Source organism: Streptacidiphilus jeojiensis (genome assembly GCF_042510965.1).
GTDB classification, from domain to species: Bacteria; Actinomycetota; Actinomycetes; order Streptomycetales; family Streptomycetaceae; genus Streptacidiphilus; species Streptacidiphilus jeojiensis.
The window spans coordinates 128,278-149,464 of sequence record NZ_JBEUKS010000013.1 but is presented as its reverse complement, the minus strand read 5'-3'; the positions used below and the strand labels follow the sequence as shown (position 1 = coordinate 149,464).

Here is a 21,187-nt window from a genome sequence, read left to right as displayed (position 1 = left end):
GTCTACCGCGTCTCCTGGTCGTTGTCCGGGACCCGTACGGCCCATGCCGGCCGTCTGGTCTTCAACGGGCCCCCGCTCGGCCGGCCCGTCGCACCCGGCTTGCCGTTCGCACCCGGCCACGGCTGCTGCCACTCGTTCACGCCGCGCAGGGCGTTCTGCGCGCCGTCCCACAGGGTGCCGTCGGTCCGGTCGCCCGGATCGGGGTCGATCAGCACCACGCCGGCCACCGCGATGCGCAGGTCCGCGAGCTGCCGGGCCACGGTGTGCAACCAGGCGGCGCTGCCGCTGCCGGCGCGGACCACGAGCACGGTGCGGGTGCCGAGGTACTGCAGGTCGGTCCAGGCCGTGCCGGGCGCGACCGAGCCGACGCCGATCCGGTCGCTCTGCGGCGGCACGGTCGCGAGGTACTCGCCGCGGACCACCACCGGGCCTCCCGGTTCCTGGCGGCGCGGGAACCGCCCGCCGGGCAGACCGTCGACCACCACCAGCGGCTCCTCCTGCGCCAGTGCCTTGGCCAGGTCCACCGCGATCTCGGCGGTGTTCTGCGCGCAGCCCAGTTCCAGCAGCGACACCGGTTCGGTCGAGCTGAGCACGGTGCGGACCAGGGTCCTGGTGAGCCGCTGGCGCGCGTCCCTGCTCCTGCGGCGCTGCCAGATCCGGACCGACCGGTGCGGTGCGGCGCGCAGCTCGGCGATGACCGAGGCGCCCAGGTTGGCGGCGATCTCCCGGCGCAGCACCGGACGGTCCGCCACCACCGAGCCGATCGCGGCCAGTGCGATGCCGACGGCGAGCCCGAGGACGAAGCCGATCCCGGCGTCGGTGGCCACGGTCTTCGGCACGGAGTGCTTCACCAGGTGCGGAATGTCCACGACCTGGGTGCCGGAGACGAGTTGGGGCGTGCCCACGCGCGCCTCCTGGGCGCGCTGGTCGAAGTCGTCGATCTGCGAGGTGAGCGCGGCCCGGCGGGAGTACAGCGACTCCAGGGTCGCCGGGTCGGTTCCTGACGATCCGTCACTGATCGACTTGTTGACCTGGGCGAGCTCGGTCCGCAAGCTGTTGCCCTGGGTTACCAGGGCGGCGGCGTTCGCGTTGGCGTCCGCGTTCAGCCGGGCCACGTGGTCCGCGACGAAGGCCTCCGCCAGCGCCTTGGCCCGTGCCTCGGCGTCCGCGGGGCTGGTGCCCTTCACGGTGATCTGCAGCACGTTGTTGGTCAGGCCGATGCCCTGGTACTGGGCCAGGAAGTCCTGCGGGCGCTCGGTGGACTTGAGGATCGCCAGTGCCTTGCCGGCCATCTCCGTGGTCTGCAGCAGCGCCACGTCGGTGCGGATCAGCGTTCCGGGGTCGTTCGGCTGGTCCTGCGCGTGCGCGACCAGGACCTCGGTCGCCGCGGTCGGCGGCGCCGGCAGCAGGACCGCCATCGCCCCGCCGAGGATCAGCCCCAGCAGCGCCAGGGTGCCCCAGAGCCGGCGGCGTCTGCGCACCGCCACCACCAGTGCCTGCACGTCCACCAGCGGAGTGGCGGAGGACGCCTCTTCGGGCAGGGTCGTCGTCATGCCGAGCCTCCGCTCAGGTCCGCGCCCACCGCGACCGCCGGTGCGGCGCTGTCCGGGGGACGGTCGGCGGAGCGCGACGGACGGGCCCGGACCGCGCTGGCGACGACATAGCCGACGATCCGGTGCCTGGCCTCCTCGCACGCCTGGGCGATGCCGGCCAGCTCCGCATCGGTCCAACTGCCCGCGCTGAGCACGACCAGCGCGCCGGACTCGCTGATCCGGTCCGGCACCACCGGCCGGTCCACCGGGACCAGCGCCACCCGCAGCTGGGGATCGCCGCCGGCCTCGGCGACGAGCCGCCCGGCCGCGCGGCCGGCGGTCCGGTCGCCGTCCGGGACGACGACCAGCAGCTGCCGGGGGGCCGACAGCTGCTCCCTGAGCCGGGCGCCGACCCGCCGGTAGCGGATCTGCCGGCTGGCCTCGTCGCCCGAGGACTGCACCGTCGGCAGGTCCCACCGGGTCTCGACGCCCACCAGCCACTTCATCCAGGAGCCGGGACCGTGGCCCTGCGGCCCGTGCGCTCGTCCTTCGACGGGCACGTCGACGGTGCCCACCAGCGCCGACCCCAGGGCCGAGGTGATCTCCCGCTCGGTGCGCGCCCGGCGGCCCGAGCGTGCGGCGGTGAGGTGGCCGATGACGCCGAACAGCAGGAACAGCAGCGCGCCGCCGCCGACCAGTTCCGGCCTGGTGGGCGGTGCCTGACTGGTCGGCACGGCCGCCGACCCGACCACGACCAGGGTGCCCTGGTCGGACACCGGATTGGCCTGGTCCAGCTTGGTGATGGCCTCCTCCAGGTCGTTGCGCAGCTGTTCGAGCTCGGTGCGGGCCTGGACGCCCTCCACCGTCTGCCCCGGGTTGACCCCCTCGGACAGGGCGGTGATCTTGCTGCTGGTCTGCGTCACCAGCTTCCGCAGCGCCGCCGACTGGTCCGCCGTGGTGGAGCCGGAACTGGTGTTGGTGATCTGGGTGGCGAAGGCGACGTACTGCTTGGCCATCTCGTCGGCCAACTGCGCGGCGTGGTCCGGGGTGTCGGCATTGGCCGAGATCTTGATGATGTTGCCGTCGGTGACCGCGGCGCCGACCTGGTCCTTCAGCTTGGTGTCGCCGGCGCCGGCCCAGGGGAGCGCGGCCGCGGCGCGGTCGATCACCACCGAACTGGTGGCGATCTCCGCCTGGGTCAGCAGCGCCCGGTCGTCCCAGGTCCCCGACAGCACGACCGAGGTGGTGGTCGCGTAGCGCGCCGGGAACAGCAGCGAGACGCCGTAGCCGGCCAGAGCGCCGAGCACGGCGAAGATGACGAGGAGCCGCCAGCGCCGACGGAGGATCCGTCCGACCGTGGCCAGCCGAATGGTGTCATCGCTCACCGCTGCGACCTCTTCCCTGTGCGCACCTGCTCGTCCTTCGACGCCCGGGTGCGGCCACCGCGGGCGAATGCGGAGGCGTAGGCGTCGAGCAGCGACCGCTGCGAGTTCCGCCAGGAGAGCGGACCGCTGATCCGCTCCTGCCCGATCTTGCCCATCCTGGCACGCTCTTCCGGATCGTCCATCAACTGTGCGATGAGTACCGCGAATTCGGCCTCGTCATTGGCCGGCGCATAGAGCGCGGCGTCACCGGCGGACACCCGCGCCTCGCGGAGGTCGAAGGAGACGATCGGCCGGCTCATCGCCATGTACTCCAGGACCTTGTTCATGGTCGACACGTCGTTGAGCGGATTGCGCGGGTCGGGGGAGAGGCAGACGTCCGCGGTGGACAGGTAGCGGGCCAGGTCGGCGTCCGGGATGCGTCCGGTGAACTCGACCTGGTCCGCGAGCCCGAGCTGTCCGGCGAGCTCCACCATCGCGTCGAAGGCGTCGCCGGCGCCGACGAACACCGCGTGCCAGTCGGTCCGCCCGACCTCGTCGCGCAGCTTCGCCAGCGCCCGCAGGGCGTAGTCGACGCCGTCCTGCGGGCCCATGACGCCCAGGTAGCACAGCAGATGGGGCTTGCCGCGCTTGAGCTCCGGCTCGGCCGGAACCGGGCGGAACCGGTCCACATCGGGTGCGCTGCGCACCACGAATACGTCCGCCGGCTGCTTGCCGCCGCGGCGCAGCGCGACGTCCCGGTAGCTCTCGTTGGTGGAGATCACCACGTCCGCGTGACGGTAGGTCAGCCGCTCCATCGCGCACACGGCGCGGTAGATCAGGTCCTCGCCGCGGTCGAACCGGGACAGGTACAGCTCGGGCACCAGGTCGTGCTGGTCGAAGACGAACCGCGCGCCGCGCCGCTTCAGCCACAGCGCCGGCAGGAACAGCAGGTCCGGCGGGTTGCAGGCGTGGACGACGTCGACCGGGCCGACCCTGCGGGCCAGTCTCAGGGTGTGCAGCAGCGCCGAACCGTACTCCCGCAGGTAGCCGAGCGGCCCTCCGGTGGCCGCGCGCAACGGGTAGCGGTGGATCCGCACCCCGTCGATCTCGGCCTCCGGTTCGGTGTCCCGCTTGCTCCCCCGTGGGCAGATGACCTCCACCTGCCAGCCGGCGTCGCGCAGCGTGGTGCACTCCTGCCACACCCGCCGGTCGAACGGCACGGACAGGTTCTCCACCAGGATCAGCGCGCGCCGTCCCGGCCCGTCGCTTTTGTTCGTGTTACCAAGCAAGGCCTGTGTACCCCGGTTCGGTCCGACGCGCCGCGGCGTCGGGAAGGTGGATGAGGTCGATGAGCATCGGGCCCCGGCCAGGGGGGAGCGCCGACAGCACCTCCGGGTCCCTGGTTCCGACCACGCACACCTCGGCGTGCTCCAGCACCTCGTCGATGGAGTCCGTCAGCAGCTGGGCGAGGTGCGGCAGCCGGGTCTCGATGAACTCGCGGTTGGCTCCGAGCAACCGGGAGAGGTTCACGTTGGAGTCGTAGATCCGCAGGTCGTAGCCCTTGCCGAAGAGCCGCTCGGCCAGCTCGACGAGCGGGCTCTCGCGGAGGTCGTCGGTGCCCGGCTTGAACGACAGCCCGAACAGGCCCACCCGGCGCTTGCCGGTGCGCTCGACCAACTCGACCGCGCGCTGCAGGTGTTCGGCGTTGGACGACAGCACATGGGCCAGGATGGGCACCGAGACGTCGGCCCGCTGGGCCGCGTGGACCAGGCCTCGCAGGTCCTTGGGCAGGCAGGAGCCGCCGAAGGCGAAGCCGGGCCGCAGGTAGGCGGGGCTGATGTTGAGCTTGCGGTCGGCCAGGAACACGTCCATCACCTGGTGCGAGTCCACCCCGAGCGCCTGGAACACCGACCCCAGCTCGTTGGCGAAGCCGATCTTGAGGCCGTGGAACGCGTTGTCCGCGTACTTGATCGCCTCGGCCGTGGGGATCGGCACCCGGAACACCTCGCCGGGCAGGCCCTCGTAGAGCGATGCCACCACGTCGCCGCTGGCCGGGTCGAGCTCGCCGATGACCGTCTTGGGCGGGTCGAAGAAGTCCCGCACGCTGGTGCCCTCGCGCAGGAACTCCGGGTTGACCGCGACCCCGAAGTCCACCCCGGCGGTGCCGCCGACGCACTTCTCCAGGATCGGCACCAGCAGGTTCAGACAGGTGCCGGGGAGCATGGTGCTGCGGAACACCACGGTGTGCCAGCCGCCCCGCTCGGCGATCGCGGCGCCGATCTGCTCGGCGACCCGCTCCAGATAGGTGGTGCTCAGACTGCCGTTGGGCTCCGAAGGCGTGCCCACGCAGACCAGCGACACATCGCTGCCCATGATGGCCTCGCGCACGTCGTCGGTCGCGCGCAGCGCCCCCGACTCCACGACCCGGGCGATGAGTTCGCCGATCCGCTCCTCGACCACCGGGGTCCGGCCGGCGTTCACCAGGTCCACCTTGGCCCGGCTCACGTCCACCCCGATGACCTCGTGGCCCTGGCCGGCCAGGCACGCGGCCGACACGCTGCCCACGTAGCCGAGCCCGAATACGCTGATCCTCATGACTAGTCCCTCCCCCCAAGGCAGGCCCTATTGGCCTGCGTTCCACGCGCCGATCACCTGTGTGACGACCCTCGTGCGACCCCCGTGCGATGACCCCACCCCCGTGGGTCAGTACGCCCCTTGCCCGTAGAGCACCGCTCGCGCCGTCTTCCACAGGATCACCGCGTCCAGGGCGAGTGACCAGTCCTCGACGTACCGCAGATCCAGCCGGACGGCTTCCTCCCAGGACAGGTCGCTGCGTCCGCTGATCTGCCACAGGCCGGTGAGCCCGGGCTTGACCAGCAGTCGCCGCCGGATGTCCGGTCCGTACGCGGCGGACTCCTCCGGGAGCGGCGGCCGCGGACCGACCAGCGACATGGAGCCGGTGAGCACGTTGAAGAGCTGCGGGAGCTCGTCCAGCGAGTAGCGGCGCAGCACCGATCCGACCCGGGTCACCCGCGGATCCCGGCGCATCTTGAACAGCAGTCCGGCGCCCTCGTTGCGGTCGGTCAGCGCGTCGCGCGCCCCGTGCGCCCCGACGACCATGGTGCGGAACTTCCAGATGGTGAACTCGCGGCCGTCCTTGCCGACCCGGCGCTGCCGGTAGAGCGCCCCGCCGCGGGTGTCCATCAGCACCGACAGCGCGACGACCACCATCAGCGGCGCGAGCAGCAGCAGCAGGACCGCCGCCCCGATCCGGTCGACGACCTCCTTGACCACCCGGCGACCCCCGCTGAAGGACGGCATGCTGACCCGCAGCAGCGGTATCCCCAGCACCGCGTCGACGTGCAGTCGCGGACCGGCCACCTCCATCAGCACCGGGGCCACGACCATCTCGGCGTCGCTGCCCTCCAGGTTCCAGGCCAGCCGCTGCAGCTGGTCAGGCGACCAGTGCGGGTCCGCCGTGACCGCGACGACCCGGTAGCCGTCGCGGCGGACATGGCTGGCGACCTCGGTCAGTCGGCCCACCACCGGCACGCCGTCCAGCTGGTCGCCGTCGAGGCCGAGGCCGTCCGCGGTGCATATCGCCTCCACCCGCCAGCCCAGGTGCGGGAACTTGCGGGTCCGGGTGATCAGGTCGTGCACGGTGGACAGGTTGCCGGCGGCGAGTACGGGTCGCAGGCAGCGTCCTTGCTTCCGCTGCTTGTGCAGCCACAGCCGGAGCAGGTACCGCTCCACCATGGTGACCACCGCGATCGTCGGAACCGCGACGAAGACCCAGAGCTTGATGTTGTGCGAGGTGACGGCTATCCCGGCGAGTGCCAGCACCACGGCCGCCATGAACAGCGACCGGATCAGCCGGTGGAACTCCTCGGAGCCCTGGCCGAGCACGGCCGGAGCCCACGACCGGGTCACCGCGAGCGCTCCCAGCACCAGCATCTGGGTGCCGATGGCGAGGATCCCCCACTTCTCGCCCCAGTTGGACGCGTGCCTGGCCCCGAAGCAGCCGCCGATCGCGGCCACCACGAAGCCGGTGGCCATGATGTCGCTGACGATCACGGCACGGCGGTACCGCTGCTCCCAGTAGATCGCATACCGACCGATCGCTCCGTTTCCCTGCCGTTGGCGCTCTGCTGGAAACGGGTTGACGAACTCCGTCCGCTGCACGGCCCCCCCCGGGTTATCAGTGAGTTCGACATGTTCGCCTAACACTGTGTCCCTCCCCCACCGGGATGCCTCCGTCCTCGTGAGAGACATCCGGCTACTTCAGCACTGCTTGAACAACCCGGCCAGGCAACAGTGGAATCGCCTGTCCTGCCAGGCTCTCGACGTGCGTGCAGACCCGCGAAACCCCCGGGCGTTCCCCACACCCAAGGCCCCCAAACGCGGACCGGAACGGTAGCGCGATTTTGACGGTGCCTCATCCCCAAGCGGCTCCGCCGTGGTCAATCTAGAGCATAAGGGCCGTTCTGAAGAGGAGATGTGCGAAAGTCGTGTCCATTCTGTCGTGACCGACGACCGCGAAGCCGATCGTTCATGGCTCCGTCTCCTCGGTGCCGCAGCGGGTTCGTTCCTACGGCGCCGGGAACTGGCCCGGCGGGACGTCGCTGGTTCTGGCCGTCCCGCCGACGACCGCGTAGAGGCTGAGCGTGTAGGTCGTGTACTCGATCTGTGTCGAGGTGTACTTGGTGGTGAACTTCAACGTGTCGTCGAACTTCTGGTAGGCGCACCCCGAGGTGAACCCCTTCCGGCCGGAGTCCCAGTCGGAGCCGGTGGTGAAGTAGACGGTGTAGGTGCCGTCCCGCACGCCCCGGACGGTGTAGCTGCCGTTCTTGCGGATGTACACCGCGAAGGAGCGGGATCCGCTCCTGGTCAGGGTGATCACCGCGTCGCCGTCGCCGCCGTTCTCGATGGTGAGCCGGCCGTTGCCGCTGCGGTCGGTGTCCCTGAGGTAGGTGCCGGTGGACAGCGAACGCTTCTGCTGCTTGGGAAAGCTCGGCAGGGTGATCCCGGCCGGGTGGCCGGCCGCGGCCATCGCCTTCAGCTGGGTGGACAGTGCGGCCAGGCTGCCGGCCTTCCCGGCCTGCACGGCGGGCGAGGCGGCGGCGCAGACGGGGTTGCCGTCGCCGTCCTGCCCCTGCGCGAGCGACTGCAGGTCGCCGGCCAGCGTCTTCAGCTTCTCGGACAGGTCCTGGGTGTCCTGGGCGGCCTCGGCCGGCGCCGCCACGGCGTCCAGCCGGCCCGCCGCGGTCTGCAGCGCCGTGGCCGCGGCGTTCAGCCGGGCCTTGGAACCGCCGGTGGCGACCGCCGACAGCGCGGCCGAGACCGGCCTGTCGATCGTGGCGACCGCGGCGACGTACTGACTGGTCGTCATCTCCGTGGGCGTCGGCGAGGCCGTGGGCGAGGCCGCGGTGGTGCCGGGACCGCCCCCTCCCGACGTCCCCCCGCTCGCCGTCCCCTGGCTCGACGCGGCCCCGGAACCCCCGCAGGCGGCCAGCAGCACCCCCGCCGACACCGTCGCGGCAGCCCCCAGCAACCGCCTTCGGACCGGACCGATGATCATGGCTTCCCCCTCGCCCCGTACCCCTCGCCCCGGGCCAGTATGAAAGCGTACGCACAACGCAGTCAACCAGTTACAGCACGTGCGCATGGGGTTGGCGGGATCCGGTGCACGCCGCAGCCGCCCCCACGACGCGCACCGAACCGTCAGACCCCGCCCGCCCTGGCCGGCCCCGTCGGGACGAGCGGTTTTCGGGTCTGCCGGTCCGGGGTGCGGGGGGATAACCCCCGAGGCGGTCGGGTGGGCGCTCCATGGTTGTCGGGTTCGGTGATCCATAGGTTGGTGAGCAGGGACGACGCCTGGTCGGCCCGGCCGCCCGCACACCCCTGGAGACCTTGATGCCGCCCACGCTCAGCGCCACCGCCGTCCGCGGATCGGAGTTCACCCCGCTGCTGCAACGGGTCCGGGCGGAGGGGCTGCTGGAGCGGAGGACCGGCTGGTACGCCCGCAGCATCGCCCTCAACCTGCTGCTGACCGCGGCCGTCTGGACCGGGGTGGTGCTGCTCGGCGGCTCCTGGTGGGTGCTGGCGCTGGCGCTTCCCGCGGCCGTCCTCGGCGGGCGGACCGCCTTCCTCGGCCATGACGCCGGCCACCAGCAGATAGCCGCGAGCCGCCGGGTGAACCGGGTGCTCGGCCTGGTGCACGGCAATCTGCTGCTCGGCATGAGCGTGGGCTGGTGGACCGACAAGCACAACCGGCACCACGCCAACCCCAACCACGTGGACAAGGACCCCGACGTCGGGGTGGGAGCCTTCGTCTGGACGCAGCGTCAGGCGGCCCAACGGGCCGGACTGGCCCGCTGGCTGACCCGTCATCAAGCCGGCCTGTTCTTCCCGATGCTGCTGCTGGAGGGCGTCGCCCTCAAGGTGTCCAGCCTGCAGGACCTGCGGCGCCAGTCGGGCCGCGAACGGCTGGTCGAGGGCGCGCTGCTGGTGGCCCACCTGGCCGGCTACGCCACGCTGCTGCTGCTCGCCATGGACCCGCTGCAGGCGCTGGCCTTCGCCGCGCTGCACCACGCCCTGTTCGGACTGCACCTCGGCTCGGCCTTCGCCCCCAACCACAAGGGCATGGAGATGCCCGACCCGGACGGCGAGGACCGCTGGGGCCACCTCCGCCGGCAGGTGCTCACCTCGCGCAACGTCCGCGGCGGGCTGCTCACCGACTTCTTCCTCGGCGGCCTCAACTACCAGATCGACCACCACCTGTTCCCCAGCATGCCCCGCCCCAACCTGCGGGCCGCCCAGCCGCTGATCCGGGCGCACTGCGCCGCCGCCGGCCTCCCGTACGCCGAGACCGGCCTGATCGAGTCCTACCGCCAGGGGCTGCGCCATCTGCACCAGGTCGGGCTGGCCGCGAGCCGGTGACGGCGGGCGCTCAGAGCCGGACCGGGTCGCCCGGACGGATCCGTCCAGGCCGCACCACCTGGGCGTAGCTCCCGGCGCAGGGCTCGATGCCTCCGCCCGGGACCACCGGGACCCGGTTGTGCTGGGCGACGGTCCGCAGCGCCGCGGTGTCGCGGGGGAGGGCGCCGTGGGCGAGGGTCGGGACGGCGCAGCGCGGGGTGTTGGCGATCACGCGCAGGGTGAGCGTGTCGCCGATCCGCAACTCCCGGTCGTACCAGTCGTTCTCGACGAAGCCGACGCCATCGGTGTCGACCACGATGTTGGGACGGTAGCGGCGGACGTCGGAGGTCCGGTCGGGATGCAGTTCGGTGATCCGGCGCAGGGTGGAGGCGGTGATCAGATGGATCGGCGCGAAGTCGAAGAAGGTCCCGTCGGGGGAGCCGGAACCGAACCGGACCAGGTCCGCCTCCACCTCGGCGTCGAGTCCCTCGCTCAGCACCTGCTCCGGCCTGGACCGCTCCAGCGCCGCATGCTCCGGCGGCCGGTCCGCCAGCGCGACCTCCCGGCCGACGACGGCCGACAGTGCGTCGTCGATGTCGGGGTCGGTGCTCCACCGGCTCTTGCCGTCCGGGTCCGTGATCCGCACCCCGCCGTCCCCCTCGCCGGTCGCGGAGCAGCTGAGCAGCCTGCGCCAGAGCCGAGGGGTCTTGGCACTGGCGATCATGCCGGTCTCCCGGTCGACCAGGGCGAGCCGGCGGTCCCCGTCCAGCCCGCGCTCGGTCACCTCCGCGGCGGGCAGCTGCTCGCCCAGCATCGACTTGACCGGGTAGCGCCACAGCGCTCCGACCGTCCCGACCACTGCCGCCGCATCCGCCATCAGACGCCCCGTCCCTCCAGGTCCAGCTGGAGCCTAGCGAAAATCGATCGCCCGGTCGCCCGGGTTCTTGTTAGCCTGCGGCCATGAACAAGCGCGCTGCTGTGAACACGACGACGCCGGAGAGTGTCCCGGCGCGCTGACAGCCGTTCTGTCCGAAGCCCCGGGGCGAGTGCCCCGGGGCTTCGCCGTGCGGTCACTCGCTCCACCGACAGCGAGGAGACCACAATGCAGGCAGACGAGATGCAGGTGCATCAGGAGAACCGTCACGACCACCGCAGGCTCGGCCGCGAGTTGGACCTGTTCGACACCGACCCGCTGATGGGCGCGGGGCTGCCGTACTGGCTGCCCGACGGCGCCGCGGTGCGGCACGCCCTGGAGGAGTACGTCCGAGGGGTCGAACGCCGGGCCGGCTACCAGCACGTCTACTCGCCGGTGCTGGGCAAGCGGGAGCTCTACGAGATCTCCGGGCACTGGTCGCACTACAGCGAGGACATGTTCCCGCCGATGGACCTCGGCGCCGAGCAGGTGGTGCTGCGGCCCAGCCTGTGTCCGCACCATGCCCTGATCTACCGCTCACGTTCCCACAGCTATCGCGAACTTCCGCTGAGAATGGCCGAGTTGGGTGGGATGTACCGGTCGGAGCTGTCCGGGGTGCTCGGCGGGCTGACCCGGGTGCGGGCGATCCAGCTGAACGACGCCCACATCTTCTGCACCCTGGACCAGGTCGCGGAGGAGGCGCGGTCCGCCCTGGAGCTGATCCGCCGCGCCTACGCCGACCTGGGCATCCGCCCGTCGCTCTTCCGGCTGTCGCTCCCCGGCCCCGGCGGGAAGTACGTCGCCGCACCGGAGATGTGGCGGCGCGCCACCGCCCTGCTGACCGAGGTGCTGGACGGTGCCGGGGTGGAGTACCGGGCGGTGGAGGGCGAGGCCGCGTTCTACGGCCCGAAGATCGACGTGCAGATCACCGACGGCGCCGGCCGGGAGGCCACCCTCTCGACCGTCCAGGTCGACTTCCACCAGCCGGAGCAGTTCGATCTGCACTACATCGGGCCTGACGGTGCGAAACACCGGCCGGTGATGGTGCACCGAAGCATCATCGGCAGCGTGGAGCGGGCCGTCGCCCATCTCATCGAGACCCACGGCGGCGCCTTCCCGGCCTGGCTCGCCCCGGTGCAGCTGGAGGTCCTGCCGGTCTCCGACGACGAACTCCCGGCCGCCGCCGAGCTGTTGGACCGCTGCCTGGACCTGGGCCTGCGCGCCAGGCTCGCCGCCCCGGAACAGGGCACCCTGGGCGCCCGCGTCCGAGCCGCCCGACTGGTGCCCTACCAGGCAGTGATCGGCCCCCGCGAGGCAGCAGTCGGCCACGTCTCCCTACGCCTCCGCGACGGCCACCGCCCGCCCCCACTCCCCACCCTCGACGCCCTGGCCCGCATCACCGCCCAGGTGGAGGCCCGCAGCAGCGAGTTGTGACACCCGCTCCAGGGCAGCCTGACCCGCCGGAGTCGCTGGATCCGGCGGGTCAGGGGTACTGGGTCAGGGGCGCACCGTGCCGGTTCTGGTGCGGTCACCGGCTCCACAGAGGGCTCAGGGCGATGGTCTTGAGCTCGTCCATGGAGAGGGCGGGATGCGCCGTGGTCCCGACTCGGGAGGTGGTCTGCTCGTTGAGCTCGACGAGCGTCCCGTCCGGCTTCAGCACACTGATCCTCCACACCCGGAGCGAGGACGTCGGTGCCGACTGGTCGGTGGTCATCAGGGTGCCGTCGGGGAGACGGGTCGCGGAGGCGAACGCGTCGGGCCGGATCTCGCTCCTGGCCTGAGCGGGCCATCGTTGAACCGCGATCGACAGGCGCGTCCCGATCATGTCATTGCTGACGACCCCGTTCCTGCTCACCAGGAAGGCGGTTGCGCCGTTCTGCGTCACGAACTCGGCTCCGGCCGGTTGCAGTTGTCTGGCGATGGCCGTCACCTGGGCCTGAGTCGGTTGGCCGGCGGACCCTGCCGGTGCACGGAGCGCCGTGAACACCGGCGACCATGCGCTGTCGGCGACGATCGCTGACAACTGCGCCGTCGAGAGCGGCGGGGTCGCCCGTGAGACCTTTGAACTGGGGTTACCAGTAGCCGAGTTGGTCTCCTGGATCTCGGCACGGTCGCCGTTCCGGGTCACCAGCCACACGGACCAGAGTAGGACCGAGCCGCCGAAGTCCTCCTTCAACGCCATGACGGTGGAGCCGTTGGGGAGCACGGTCTCGGAGCAACTGAGCACCGTGGCGGACTCGGCCCCGGTGCTACAGGTCGGCAGCTTGCTCTTCGACGCCCGGGAGAAGGTGATGGCCAACCACGCGGCCCCGTGGCCGTCGTTGAAGACGAGCTCGGCGGTGGGTGTCACGGAGGCGGGCCGCCCACCGCCGACACCCGTGCCCCGCGTCGCGGTGACCTTGCCGGGTGGCAGCATCGACTCCAGCAGGCTGACGATCTGCGCGCCGGATACGGACGGTGATACCACCGTCGGCCGGGTGACTGCCGATGGTGCGGGTGACGACAGTGCGGTACCCGCCACGGCCACCGCCACGGCCGTGGCACCGCCCACGACGGCGTAGGCGATCCGGCGACCGCGCAGGGTCCGGCCGCGTCGCAGGGATCGTTCGAGCAGCGGCTCTGCCGCCCCGATGGCGTACTGCTGCCCCGCCTCACGCAGGGCCCGGCCGAACCGGTCCTCAAAGTCCATGGGGATCCGCCGTTTCGTGATTCGGAGTTCCGTTGGCAGGCGAGTGGATGTGCTCAGTGCTCGGCGAAGAGGTTGACGTCGTCACCGAGTTGGGACCGGAGTCGGCTCAGGGCACGGGTGGAGCGGGTGCTGACCGCGCCTGGGGAGAGCCTCAGCACGGACGCGGTCTGCTCGATGCTGCGGTCCTCCCAGTAACGGAGCACCAGGACTGCGCGGTCCCGGGCGGACAGCCGGGCCAAGGCGTCCATCAGTGTGATCCGCAGGGCGGTGTCCCCGGCTGAGGCTGCCGCGGCTTCCGGGAGCACCTCCGTGGGCTGCTCCCGGCTGCGGCGCAACCGACGCCAGGACAGGAAGGTGTGCACCAGCATGGTCTGCGCGTACGCGGCGGGGTTGTCCGCCCCGGAGACCCGTCTCCACCGCACGAAGACCCGTCCGAGGGTCTCCTGGACGAGGTCCTCCGCGAGGTGCGTGTCGCCCCCGGTCAGCAGGCAGGCAGAGCGGTAGAGGTCCCCGGCCCTGGCGGCGGCGAAATCCAGGTATGTCGCCACGGTGTTCGCCATGTCCCCACAAGCCCTCTCGTCGCCACTGTCAGCCTCACTCCACCGACGCGTGAGACTCACCGATCCCTTACACCCCAGGTGGAAAATCTTCCGCACGGTCGGTGGCGTGGGTAATGTCGGCGCGGCCGCAGTTGCTTGAGGAGGGGGCGGGGCATGGGCGAGGACGAGGACGACGACCGGGGTCCGCAGCGGAGTCTGCTGATGGATCCGAGGCTGGCGGGGGCGGGCGGGATGCTGTTGGCGGCTGCCGCGCTGGCCTGGATCCTCACCCATGGCATCCACGGGGACGGCGGTACGGGATCGGGCGCGTCGCCGACGTCCAGCCGGGTGGGTTCGACCGCGCCGGCGGCGACCCCGCGGTAGGCGGGGTGACGGTCCGTCAGCCGGGGCCCGCCTCCGTCAGCCTGCTTGGGCGCGCCTGCCGAGGCCGCCGTAGACCAGCAGGGTGCTGGGCGTCGACGGCTCGGGCACTGCCTGGTCCGGGTGCCAGGTGACCACCGGGACCACGCCGGGGTCGACCAGTTCCAGGCCGTCGAAGAAGCCCTCGATCTCCTTGGGGCTGCGCATCCGTCCGCTGCCCATCATCTGCTGGAAGGCCTGCTCCAGGGCGCGGGCCTCCGCGCTGGCGTCGCTGAAGTGACTGAGCAGCAGGTAGCTGCCGGCCGGAAGCCGGTCCACGTAGGTGCGGACCAGCGCCGACGGGTCCTCGGCGTCCGCTATGTGGTGCACCAGGCCCACCAGCAGCAGCCCGATCGGACGGCTCCAGTCCAGGAACTCCTGGACGGTCGCGCTGTCCAGGATCTCGGCCGGGGCGCGGAAGTCACCGAGCATCACCCGGGTGTCGGGGGTCTCGGTGAGCAGCGCCCGGGCGTGCGCCAGCACGATCGCGTCGTGGTCGACGTAGACCACCCGGGCGCCGGGGGAGACGGCCTGGGCGACCTGGTGGGTGTTCTGCGCGGTGGGCAGTCCGGAGCCGATGTCCAGGAACTGGGTGATCCCGGCCCGCGCCATGTGGGCCACGCCCCTGGCGAGGAACCCGCGGCTGATCCGGGCGCCCTGGCCGCCGTCGGGGATGAGTTCCAGCCGCTTGGCGGCCACCGCCCGGTCCACGGCGAAGTTGTCCTTGCCGCCGAGGATCGCGTCGTAGACGCGGGCCACGCTCGGCTTGGAGGTGTCGACGCCGAGCCTCTCCCACTCGGAGACCGCCTCGTGCTCCGCCATACCGCCTCGCCCCACTCCGCTCACGACAGCTGCTCGGGGATACTAACGCACAGCTGTTCCAGGGATGTTGGGACCAGGCACATTCCGGCCCGATCCCCGCGCGCACAGCGGCACGCTGGGGGACCGGGCCGGACGGTTCACCAGATCCGTACGCGCTCCGCCGGGTCCAGCCAGAGCCCGTCACCCTCGGCGGTGGTGAAGGCCTGGTGGAACTCGTCCAGATTGCGCACGATGTTCGCCCGGAACTCCGGGGGCGAGTGCGGGTCGATGGTGAGGTACTGCTCCTCCTGCTCCTTGCGGCGCTTGGTGCGCCAGCAGTAGGCCCAGTTCATGAACAGGGTCTGCGAGGCATCGGCCGCTGCCTTGTCCTCGCTCCCGCCGTCGAGCGAGATCAGGTAGGCCTTGTGAGCGATGGTCAGGCCGCCGAGGTCGCCGATGTTCTCACCCACCGTCAGCGCGCCGTTGACGGTCTGGCCGGGCAGGGCGCGCGGCGAGAAGCCGTTGTACTGGGTGATGAGCGCCTTGGACTTGACCTCAAAGGCCGCCTTGTCGGCCGCCGTCCACCAGTCGTTGAGGTTGCCGGCGCCGTCGTACTGCGCACCCTGGTCGTCGAAGCCGTGCCCGATCTCGTGTCCGATCACCGCGCCGATGCCGCCGTAGTTCTCGGCGGACTCGCCCTCGGGGGAGAAGAACGGCTCCTGCAGGATGCCGGCCGGGAAGCAGATCTCGTTGGTGCCCGGGTTGTAGTAGGCGTTGACCGTCTGCGGCAGCATGAACCACTCGTCGCGGTCGACCGGGCCGCCGATCTTGGCGAGCTCGCGGTCGCTCTCGAAGGCGGCGGCGGCATGGGCGTTGCCGAGCAGGTCGTCCGGGCCCACCTGCAGCGCCGAGTAGTCGCGGAACCGGTCCGGGTAGCCGATCTTCGGCCGGAAGGTGGCCAGCTTCTCGTAGGCGCGCTTCTTGGTCTCCTCGGTCATCCACTCCAGCCGGGAGATCGACTCCCGGTAGGCCTGCAGCAGGTTGGCGACCAGCTCGTCCATCATCGCCTTGGAGGTCGGCGGGAAGTGCCGTGCGACGTACTCCTCGCCGACCGCCTCGCCCATCGCGCCCTCGACGAAGGCGACCCCGCGCTTCCAGCGGGCCCGCAGCTCCGGGGTGCCGTTGAGGGCGTTGCCGTAGAACTCGAAGTCGGCGCGGACGAACGCGTCGCCCAGGTACGGCGAGGCGGCGCGCAGCACCCTGGCCGTCGCCCAGTCCCGCCACTGCTCGATCGGCACCTCGGCCAGCACGGTGGAGAGGTGGGCCAGGTAGGAGGGCTGCCGCACCACCGTCTCGGTGATGGTCAGGTCCGAGCCGCCCAGCGCCGCGGCGTAGCCGCTCCAGTCGAACTCGGGCGCCAGCGCCTTGAGTTCGTCCAGGCCGGTGAGGTTGTAGGTCTTCTGCACGTCGCGCGTCTCGGCGCGCTCCCAGTGGCCCGACGCCAGCCGGGTCTCGATCGCCAGCACCGTCTGCGCCGCGGCGGCCGGGTCCGGGTAGTCGGCGAAGCCGAGGATCCGGGTCAGGTAGTCGACGTACTTGGTCCGGACCTCGGCGAACTTCTCGTCGCGGTAGTAGGACTCGTCGGGCAGTCCGAGCCCGCCCTGGACGATGTTGACCAGGTAGCGGTCGGAGTCCCGGTCGTCGGTGTTGACGTAGAGGCCGAAGAGCCCCGAGCCGCCGGTCCGCTCGAACCCGCCGAGGAACGCCGCCAACTCGCGGGTGTCGCCGAGCTCCGCGACGGCCTGCAGCTGCGGCCGCACCGGGTCGGTGCCGCGCTCGGCCGCGGTCGCCTCGTCCATGAAGGAGGTGTAGAGCGCGGCGATCTTCCGGGCGTTCTCGCCGGCTCCGGAGGGGTCCGCCGCGACACCCGCGGCGAGCTCCTGGATGATCAGTCTGACCTGCTCCTCCGCCGTGTCGGCGAGCTGCACGAAGGGACCCCAGCTCGACCGGTCGGCCGGGATCTCCACGGTCTCCAGCCACTGGCCGTTGACATGGCCGAACAGGTCGTCCTGCGGTCGGATGTCGGGGTTCATGCCCGCACGGGCGCCATCAAGAATGCTCATCCGTGCAGCTTATGCGAGCGCCGGACCGGACGGCCGGGGCTCGCGCTGACACGTGACCGGCGCACGGCCCGCGCACAGCGGGCGCACGGGTGCATTCAGGATGAAGCGGACCCGCGCAGCCGTCGGGAGACCTCGCCGAGCCCAGCGGCCAGGCTGTCGAGCTGCTCGGCGGTGAGCACGTCGATCAACGCCTCGCGGACGGCGGCCACATGGCCCGGCGCGGCTTCGCGCAGCACCTCCATGCCCCGGTCGGTGAGCTCGGCGATCACCCCGCGGACGTCGCTGGGGCAGGAGCGGCGGGCCACCAGGCCGGCTCGCTCCAGCTGGGTGACCTGGTAGGTCAGCCCGCTCTTGGAGGTGACCAGCCGGTCCGCGAGCTCGGTCATCCGCAGCGCGCGACCGGGCGCCGCGGACAGCTGGACCAGCACCTCGTACTGGGTGTGGGAGAGCGCCGCATCGTCCTTGAGCTGCTGCTCCAGCTTGCGCGCGACCAGGTTGGTGGCCGAGAGGAAGCCGATCCAGGCGGCCTTCTCCCGATCGTCCAGCCATCGGGGTTCTTCCATGGGGCCACTCTACTCCTGGTTGTTCAAATTTGAATCGCGGCGCATCCCCGCTCGAAAGTTCGTTGTTCGAATTTGAAATAGAAGGTACTGTCGGGGCGTTCAAGTGGTTCGAATCTGAACGACTGTGTCCAACGAGCGGAGCCTTCATGTCCGAGATTCCTGCGGCCACCGTGCGCACCCGGGTCGGGGTGCCGTTGCGCTTCGGCGACGGCTACGGCGTGGACGCCGAGCTGGTCACCTTCCACGGACTGGCGGACGGGCTGGAGCACCTGGCCGTCCGGCTCGGGGACCCGGACGCGGCGGCCGTCCCGCTGGTGCGGCTGCACTCGGAGTGCCTCACCGGCGACGTGTTCGGCTCGGCCCGCTGCGACTGCGGACCGCAGCTGCGCGAGGCCGTCGAGCGCATCGCCAGGGCCGGTGGCTACCTGCTCTACCTGCGCCAGGAGGGGCGTGGCATCGGCCTCTACAACAAGCTGGACGCCTACGCCCTGCAGGACGGCGGGCTAGACACCTATGAGGCCAACGCCGCGCTCGGCCTGCCCGAGGACGGCCGCGACTACACCGCCGCCGCGCAGATGCTGGCCACGCTCGGGGTGCGGGAGCTGGACCTGCTGTCCAACAACCCGGACAAGGCGGCGCAGCTGCGCGCGCTGGGCGTCCCGGTCCGCGACCGGGTCCCCACCGGTGTCTTCGCCACCGGCCACAACCTGCGCTACCTGCGCGCCAAGTTCACCGGCACTGAGCACTCGTCAGGACACGACCTGCTGGCGGGGCGGATCGCCTGACGCCCCGCGCTACGCTCAGGTCGTCGGGGGAGTGCCGAAGGGGTGGAGGACGACGTGCCGGACCCGGAGCCGCTGGGTGATGACGTGATCGACCCGACCGTGGCCACGCCGGCGCGCATCTACTCGTATCTGCTCGGCGGAAAGGACCACTCTCCGGCCGATCGCGCGGCCGCGGAGAAGGCCCTGGAGGCGATGCCGGTCCGGGACTTCGCCCGCGTCAACCGCGCATTCCTGACCCGCGCGGTACGGCACCTGGCGGAGACCGGCCTGGACCAGTTCCTGGACCTGGGCATCGGCCTGCCCGCGCCCGGCAGCGCGGCCGAGACCGCGCTGTCGGTGCGGCCGGACGCCCGGATCGTCGGCGTCGACAACGATCCGACGGTCCTGGCCCACGCCCGCGCCCACCGCGGGGATCCGGAGCTGTCGGGCGCCACGATCGTCGCCGGGGACGTCCGCCGTCCGGCGCAGATCCTGGCGAACCCGGAGGTACGCGGCCGCCTGGACTTCGACCGGCCGGTCGCGGTGCTGCTGGTCGCGGTCATGCACTTCGTCGTCGACGAGGACGACCCGTACGGCGCGGTGCGCACGCTGATGGACGCCGTCGCCCCGGGCAGCGTGCTGGTGCTGTCGCAGGTGACCGCCGACCTCGACCCGGAGGGGATCCGTGCGACGGCGAAGGCCTACGCCCGATCGTCGGTGCGGACCGCCGTGCGGAGCAGCAAGGAGATCGCGGCGTTCTTCGACGGCCTGGAGCCGGTCGACCCCGGCCTGGTGCTGCTGTCGCAGTGGCGCCCGGACCAGCACGTCCTGGCCGGCGACGACCGGATCGGGCTGTACGGCGGAGTGGCGCTCAAGCGCTGAGCACCGGCTGGTTCCGGGTTTGCGCGAGGGGCGCGTGAGCAGCGAGAGTACGGCCATGGGAATCGTCGCGGGAATCCTGGTGGCTGCGGTCGCCCTGCTGCACGCCTACATCCTGGTCCTGGAGATGTTCCTCTGGCAGGGGCCCAAGGGTCGTGAACTCTCCGGCTTCGACGCCGCCATGGCCAAGGACACCGCGGCGCTGGCCGCCAACCAGGGCCTCTACAACGGGTTCCTGGCGGCGGGGCTGGTCTGGGGGCTGATCGCGTCCGACCCGGTCGGTCACGACGCGCAGATCTTCTTCACCAGCTGCGTGGTGGTCGCCGGGATCTACGGCGGCGCGACCGCCAACCGCAGGATCTGGCTGGTCCAGGCACTGCCGGGGGCGCTGGCGCTGGCCGCGGTGCTGATCGCCGGCTGACGCGCCGTCCGGCCGCAGTTGCACAGACGTCGCAGCTGCTCGGGGCCGCCAGGTGGGGAGTGGCTGCAACGGGTTCCAGCTGCCACGGTGGACCGCATGGAGAGCACACCGCGGCACGGACACGACCATGAGCACGAGGGCACCCACGCCCACGGCGGCGGGGCCGGCGGACGGTGGGCCGGAGCCCGGCACCGGCTCGGCCATCTGGTCCGACCGCACAGCCATCAGCCGATGGACCGGGTCGACCAGGCCCTGGAGACCTCGCGGGCCGGGATGCGCACGCTCTGGCTCTCGCTGCTGGTCCTGGGGCTGACCGCACTGGTCCAGGCCCTGGTGGTGGTCTGGTCGGGTTCGGTGGCGCTGCTGGGCGACACCGTCCACAACGCGGCGGACGCGCTGACCGCGCTGCCGCTGGGGGTGGCCTTTCTGGTGGGCCGTCGGGCCGCTAACCGTCGCTACACCTACGGTTACGGCCGGGCCGAGGACCTGGCCGGGATCGCCATCGTGCTCACCATCGCCGCCTCCTGCGCGCTGGCCTGCTACCAGGCGCTGGACCGGCTGCTGCACCCCAGGGACGTCGGCCACCTCTGGGCCGTGGCGGCCGCCGCGGTGGTGGGCTTCGTCGGCAACGAGTGGGTGGCCCGCTACCGCATCCGCACCGGCCGCAGGATCGGCTCGGCCGCGCTGGTCGCCGACGGCCTGCACGCCCGGACCGACGGCTTCACCTCACTGGCGGTCCTGCTCGGCGCCGGCGGGGCCGCCCTGGGCTGGCGGGCCGCCGACCCGGTGGTGGGCCTGCTGATCACCGCGGCCCTGGTGCTGGTGCTCCGCGGGGCCGCCCGCGAGGTCTGCCGGCGGCTGATGGACGCGGTCGACCCCGAGCAGGTGGCCGCCGCCGAACGGGCGCTGCGGGCGATCGAGGGCGTCCGTGACGTCGGCCAGGTACGGCTCCGCTGGATCGGCCACGCCCTGCGCGCCGAGGCGGACATCGTCGTGGACCGGCAGCTGACCCTGCTTCAGGCCCACGACCTGGCCGTCTCGGCCGAGCACGCGCTGATCCACGCGGTCCCGAGACTCACCGCGGCCACGGTCCACACCGACCCGCTCACCCAGGGCGCCGACCCGCACGCCCGACTCGCGCACCACGCCGACCACGCCCATGGCGCCGACCACACCCATGGCGCCGAGCACACCCACCACGCCCATGACGCGCACCACGCGCACCACGCGCACCACGTTCACGCCTGACCGGGCGACCGCG

General features: G+C 71.6%; 18 protein-coding genes and 1 pseudogene. 7 read left to right on the top strand and 12 right to left on the bottom strand.

The annotated features are described in order from the left end of the window. Window positions 1-2: 2 nt before the first annotated feature. From ABUW04_RS30925 to ABUW04_RS30900, 6 genes are all read right to left on the bottom strand, one after another. A complete protein-coding gene (locus ABUW04_RS30925) occupies window positions 3-1,553 on the bottom strand; it encodes a Wzz/FepE/Etk N-terminal domain-containing protein (RefSeq protein ID WP_380567807.1) in 1,551 nt (516 codons plus the stop codon). Further along, on the bottom strand, window positions 1,550-2,917 hold the full coding sequence (locus ABUW04_RS30920) for a polysaccharide biosynthesis protein (protein ID WP_380567806.1): 1,368 nt from the start codon (window positions 2,915-2,917) through the stop codon (window positions 1,550-1,552). The genes ABUW04_RS30925 and ABUW04_RS30920 overlap by 4 nt, the downstream gene beginning before the upstream one ends. Further along, complete coding sequence (locus tag ABUW04_RS30915) at window positions 2,914-4,185, bottom strand: glycosyltransferase family 4 protein (protein WP_030256007.1); 1,272 nt, start codon at window positions 4,183-4,185, stop codon at window positions 2,914-2,916. The genes ABUW04_RS30920 and ABUW04_RS30915 overlap by 4 nt, the downstream gene beginning before the upstream one ends. Then, complete coding sequence (locus ABUW04_RS30910; RefSeq protein ID WP_380567805.1) at window positions 4,175-5,491, bottom strand: nucleotide sugar dehydrogenase; 1,317 nt, start codon at window positions 5,489-5,491, stop codon at window positions 4,175-4,177. Before ABUW04_RS30910 ends, ABUW04_RS30915 begins: the two co-directional genes overlap by 11 nt. Before the next feature lie 108 nt (window positions 5,492-5,599). Continuing rightward, on the bottom strand, window positions 5,600-7,078 hold the full coding sequence (locus tag ABUW04_RS30905) for a sugar transferase (protein ID WP_380567803.1): 1,479 nt from the start codon (window positions 7,076-7,078) through the stop codon (window positions 5,600-5,602). Between the two features lie 406 nt (window positions 7,079-7,484). Beyond that, entirely contained in the window at window positions 7,485-8,474 is a 990-nt protein-coding gene (locus tag ABUW04_RS30900) for a hypothetical protein (RefSeq protein WP_380567801.1), read from the bottom strand. A 335-nt stretch (window positions 8,475-8,809) separates the two neighbouring features. Between ABUW04_RS30900 and ABUW04_RS30895 the strand changes: the two genes are divergently transcribed. Continuing rightward, entirely contained in the window at window positions 8,810-9,835 is a 1,026-nt protein-coding gene (locus ABUW04_RS30895; RefSeq protein ID WP_380567799.1) for a fatty acid desaturase family protein, read from the top strand. Window positions 9,836-9,845: 10 nt separating this feature from the next. On the opposite strand, the gene ABUW04_RS30890 is transcribed toward ABUW04_RS30895, so the two are convergent. Continuing rightward, the gene (locus ABUW04_RS30890) at window positions 9,846-10,691 is read right to left on the bottom strand and encodes an MOSC domain-containing protein (RefSeq protein ID WP_380567798.1); all 846 of its coding nucleotides are present in this window, start codon (window positions 10,689-10,691) and stop codon (window positions 9,846-9,848) included. Window positions 10,692-10,895: 204 nt separating this feature from the next. Here ABUW04_RS30890 and thrS point away from each other — a divergent pair. After that, window positions 10,896-12,161: pseudogene (gene thrS, locus ABUW04_RS30885) on the top strand (threonine--tRNA ligase); the annotation flags it as partial. A gap of 94 nt (window positions 12,162-12,255) precedes the next feature. Here the strand turns inward: thrS and ABUW04_RS30880 are convergent. Continuing rightward, the gene (locus ABUW04_RS30880) at window positions 12,256-13,416 is read right to left on the bottom strand and encodes a hypothetical protein (RefSeq protein WP_380567796.1); all 1,161 of its coding nucleotides are present in this window, start codon (window positions 13,414-13,416) and stop codon (window positions 12,256-12,258) included. 53 nt (window positions 13,417-13,469) lie between these two features. Beyond that, window positions 13,470-13,976: a SigE family RNA polymerase sigma factor gene (locus tag ABUW04_RS30875; protein ID WP_030256027.1), complete on the bottom strand. Its 507-nt coding sequence runs from the start codon at window positions 13,974-13,976 to the stop codon at window positions 13,470-13,472. A 153-nt stretch (window positions 13,977-14,129) separates the two neighbouring features. On the opposite strand from ABUW04_RS30875, the gene ABUW04_RS30870 reads away from it, so the two are divergent. Next, complete coding sequence (locus tag ABUW04_RS30870) at window positions 14,130-14,339, top strand: hypothetical protein (protein ID WP_380567794.1); 210 nt, start codon at window positions 14,130-14,132, stop codon at window positions 14,337-14,339. A 36-nt stretch (window positions 14,340-14,375) separates the two neighbouring features. Here the strand turns inward: ABUW04_RS30870 and ABUW04_RS30865 are convergent, their stop codons facing one another. The 3 genes from ABUW04_RS30865 to ABUW04_RS30855 all read right to left on the bottom strand — a co-directional run bounded on the left by ABUW04_RS30865 (window position 14,376) and on the right by ABUW04_RS30855 (window position 17,862). After that, window positions 14,376-15,197, bottom strand: a complete 822-nt coding sequence (locus ABUW04_RS30865; protein WP_380567792.1) for an SAM-dependent methyltransferase — start codon at window positions 15,195-15,197, stop codon at window positions 14,376-14,378. Between the two features lie 137 nt (window positions 15,198-15,334). After that, window positions 15,335-17,299, bottom strand: coding sequence for a M13 family metallopeptidase (locus tag ABUW04_RS30860; RefSeq protein WP_380567790.1), 1,965 nt, complete (start codon window positions 17,297-17,299; stop codon window positions 15,335-15,337). Between the two features lie 95 nt (window positions 17,300-17,394). Continuing rightward, the gene (locus ABUW04_RS30855) at window positions 17,395-17,862 is read right to left on the bottom strand and encodes a MarR family winged helix-turn-helix transcriptional regulator (RefSeq protein WP_380567788.1); all 468 of its coding nucleotides are present in this window, start codon (window positions 17,860-17,862) and stop codon (window positions 17,395-17,397) included. A 146-nt stretch (window positions 17,863-18,008) separates the two neighbouring features. Here ABUW04_RS30855 and ABUW04_RS30850 point away from each other — a divergent pair, with 146 nt between their 5' ends. From ABUW04_RS30850 to ABUW04_RS30835, 4 genes are all read left to right on the top strand, one after another. Beyond that, complete coding sequence (locus tag ABUW04_RS30850; protein ID WP_380567787.1) at window positions 18,009-18,647, top strand: GTP cyclohydrolase II; 639 nt, start codon at window positions 18,009-18,011, stop codon at window positions 18,645-18,647. Window positions 18,648-18,689: 42 nt separating this feature from the next. Beyond that, the gene (locus tag ABUW04_RS30845; RefSeq protein ID WP_380567785.1) at window positions 18,690-19,508 is read left to right on the top strand and encodes an SAM-dependent methyltransferase; all 819 of its coding nucleotides are present in this window, start codon (window positions 18,690-18,692) and stop codon (window positions 19,506-19,508) included. A 55-nt stretch (window positions 19,509-19,563) separates the two neighbouring features. Continuing rightward, window positions 19,564-19,926 carry a DUF1304 domain-containing protein gene (locus ABUW04_RS30840; RefSeq protein WP_380567783.1) on the top strand — a complete coding sequence of 121 codons (363 nt, stop codon included), beginning with the start codon at window positions 19,564-19,566 and terminating at the stop codon, window positions 19,924-19,926. A 96-nt stretch (window positions 19,927-20,022) separates the two neighbouring features. Next, window positions 20,023-21,174 (top strand): cation diffusion facilitator family transporter, encoded by a 1,152-nt coding sequence (locus ABUW04_RS30835; RefSeq protein WP_380567781.1) that lies wholly within the window; start codon window positions 20,023-20,025, stop codon window positions 21,172-21,174. Window positions 21,175-21,187 lie beyond the last annotated feature (13 nt).

Coding starts and splice junctions, on each gene's coding strand:
- ABUW04_RS30880 (WP_380567796.1), bottom strand. CDS start 13,416: ATGGACTTTGAGGACCGGTTCGGCCGGGCCCTGCGTGAGGCGGGGCAG.
- ABUW04_RS30900 (WP_380567801.1), bottom strand. CDS start 8,474: ATGATCATCGGTCCGGTCCGAAGGCGGTTGCTGGGGGCTGCCGCGACG.
- ABUW04_RS30865 (WP_380567792.1), bottom strand. CDS start 15,197: ATGGCGGAGCACGAGGCGGTCTCCGAGTGGGAGAGGCTCGGCGTCGAC.
- ABUW04_RS30870 (WP_380567794.1), top strand. CDS start 14,130: ATGGGCGAGGACGAGGACGACGACCGGGGTCCGCAGCGGAGTCTGCTG.
- ABUW04_RS30840 (WP_380567783.1), top strand. CDS start 19,564: ATGGGAATCGTCGCGGGAATCCTGGTGGCTGCGGTCGCCCTGCTGCAC.
- ABUW04_RS30875 (WP_030256027.1), bottom strand. CDS start 13,976: ATGGCGAACACCGTGGCGACATACCTGGATTTCGCCGCCGCCAGGGCC.
- ABUW04_RS30855 (WP_380567788.1), bottom strand. CDS start 17,862: ATGGAAGAACCCCGATGGCTGGACGATCGGGAGAAGGCCGCCTGGATC.
- ABUW04_RS30835 (WP_380567781.1), top strand. CDS start 20,023: ATGGAGAGCACACCGCGGCACGGACACGACCATGAGCACGAGGGCACC.
- ABUW04_RS30925 (WP_380567807.1), bottom strand. CDS start 1,553: ATGACGACGACCCTGCCCGAAGAGGCGTCCTCCGCCACTCCGCTGGTG.
- ABUW04_RS30895 (WP_380567799.1), top strand. CDS start 8,810: ATGCCGCCCACGCTCAGCGCCACCGCCGTCCGCGGATCGGAGTTCACC.
- ABUW04_RS30850 (WP_380567787.1), top strand. CDS start 18,009: ATGTCCGAGATTCCTGCGGCCACCGTGCGCACCCGGGTCGGGGTGCCG.
- ABUW04_RS30910 (WP_380567805.1), bottom strand. CDS start 5,491: ATGAGGATCAGCGTATTCGGGCTCGGCTACGTGGGCAGCGTGTCGGCC.
- ABUW04_RS30890 (WP_380567798.1), bottom strand. CDS start 10,691: ATGGCGGATGCGGCGGCAGTGGTCGGGACGGTCGGAGCGCTGTGGCGC.
- ABUW04_RS30860 (WP_380567790.1), bottom strand. CDS start 17,299: ATGAGCATTCTTGATGGCGCCCGTGCGGGCATGAACCCCGACATCCGA.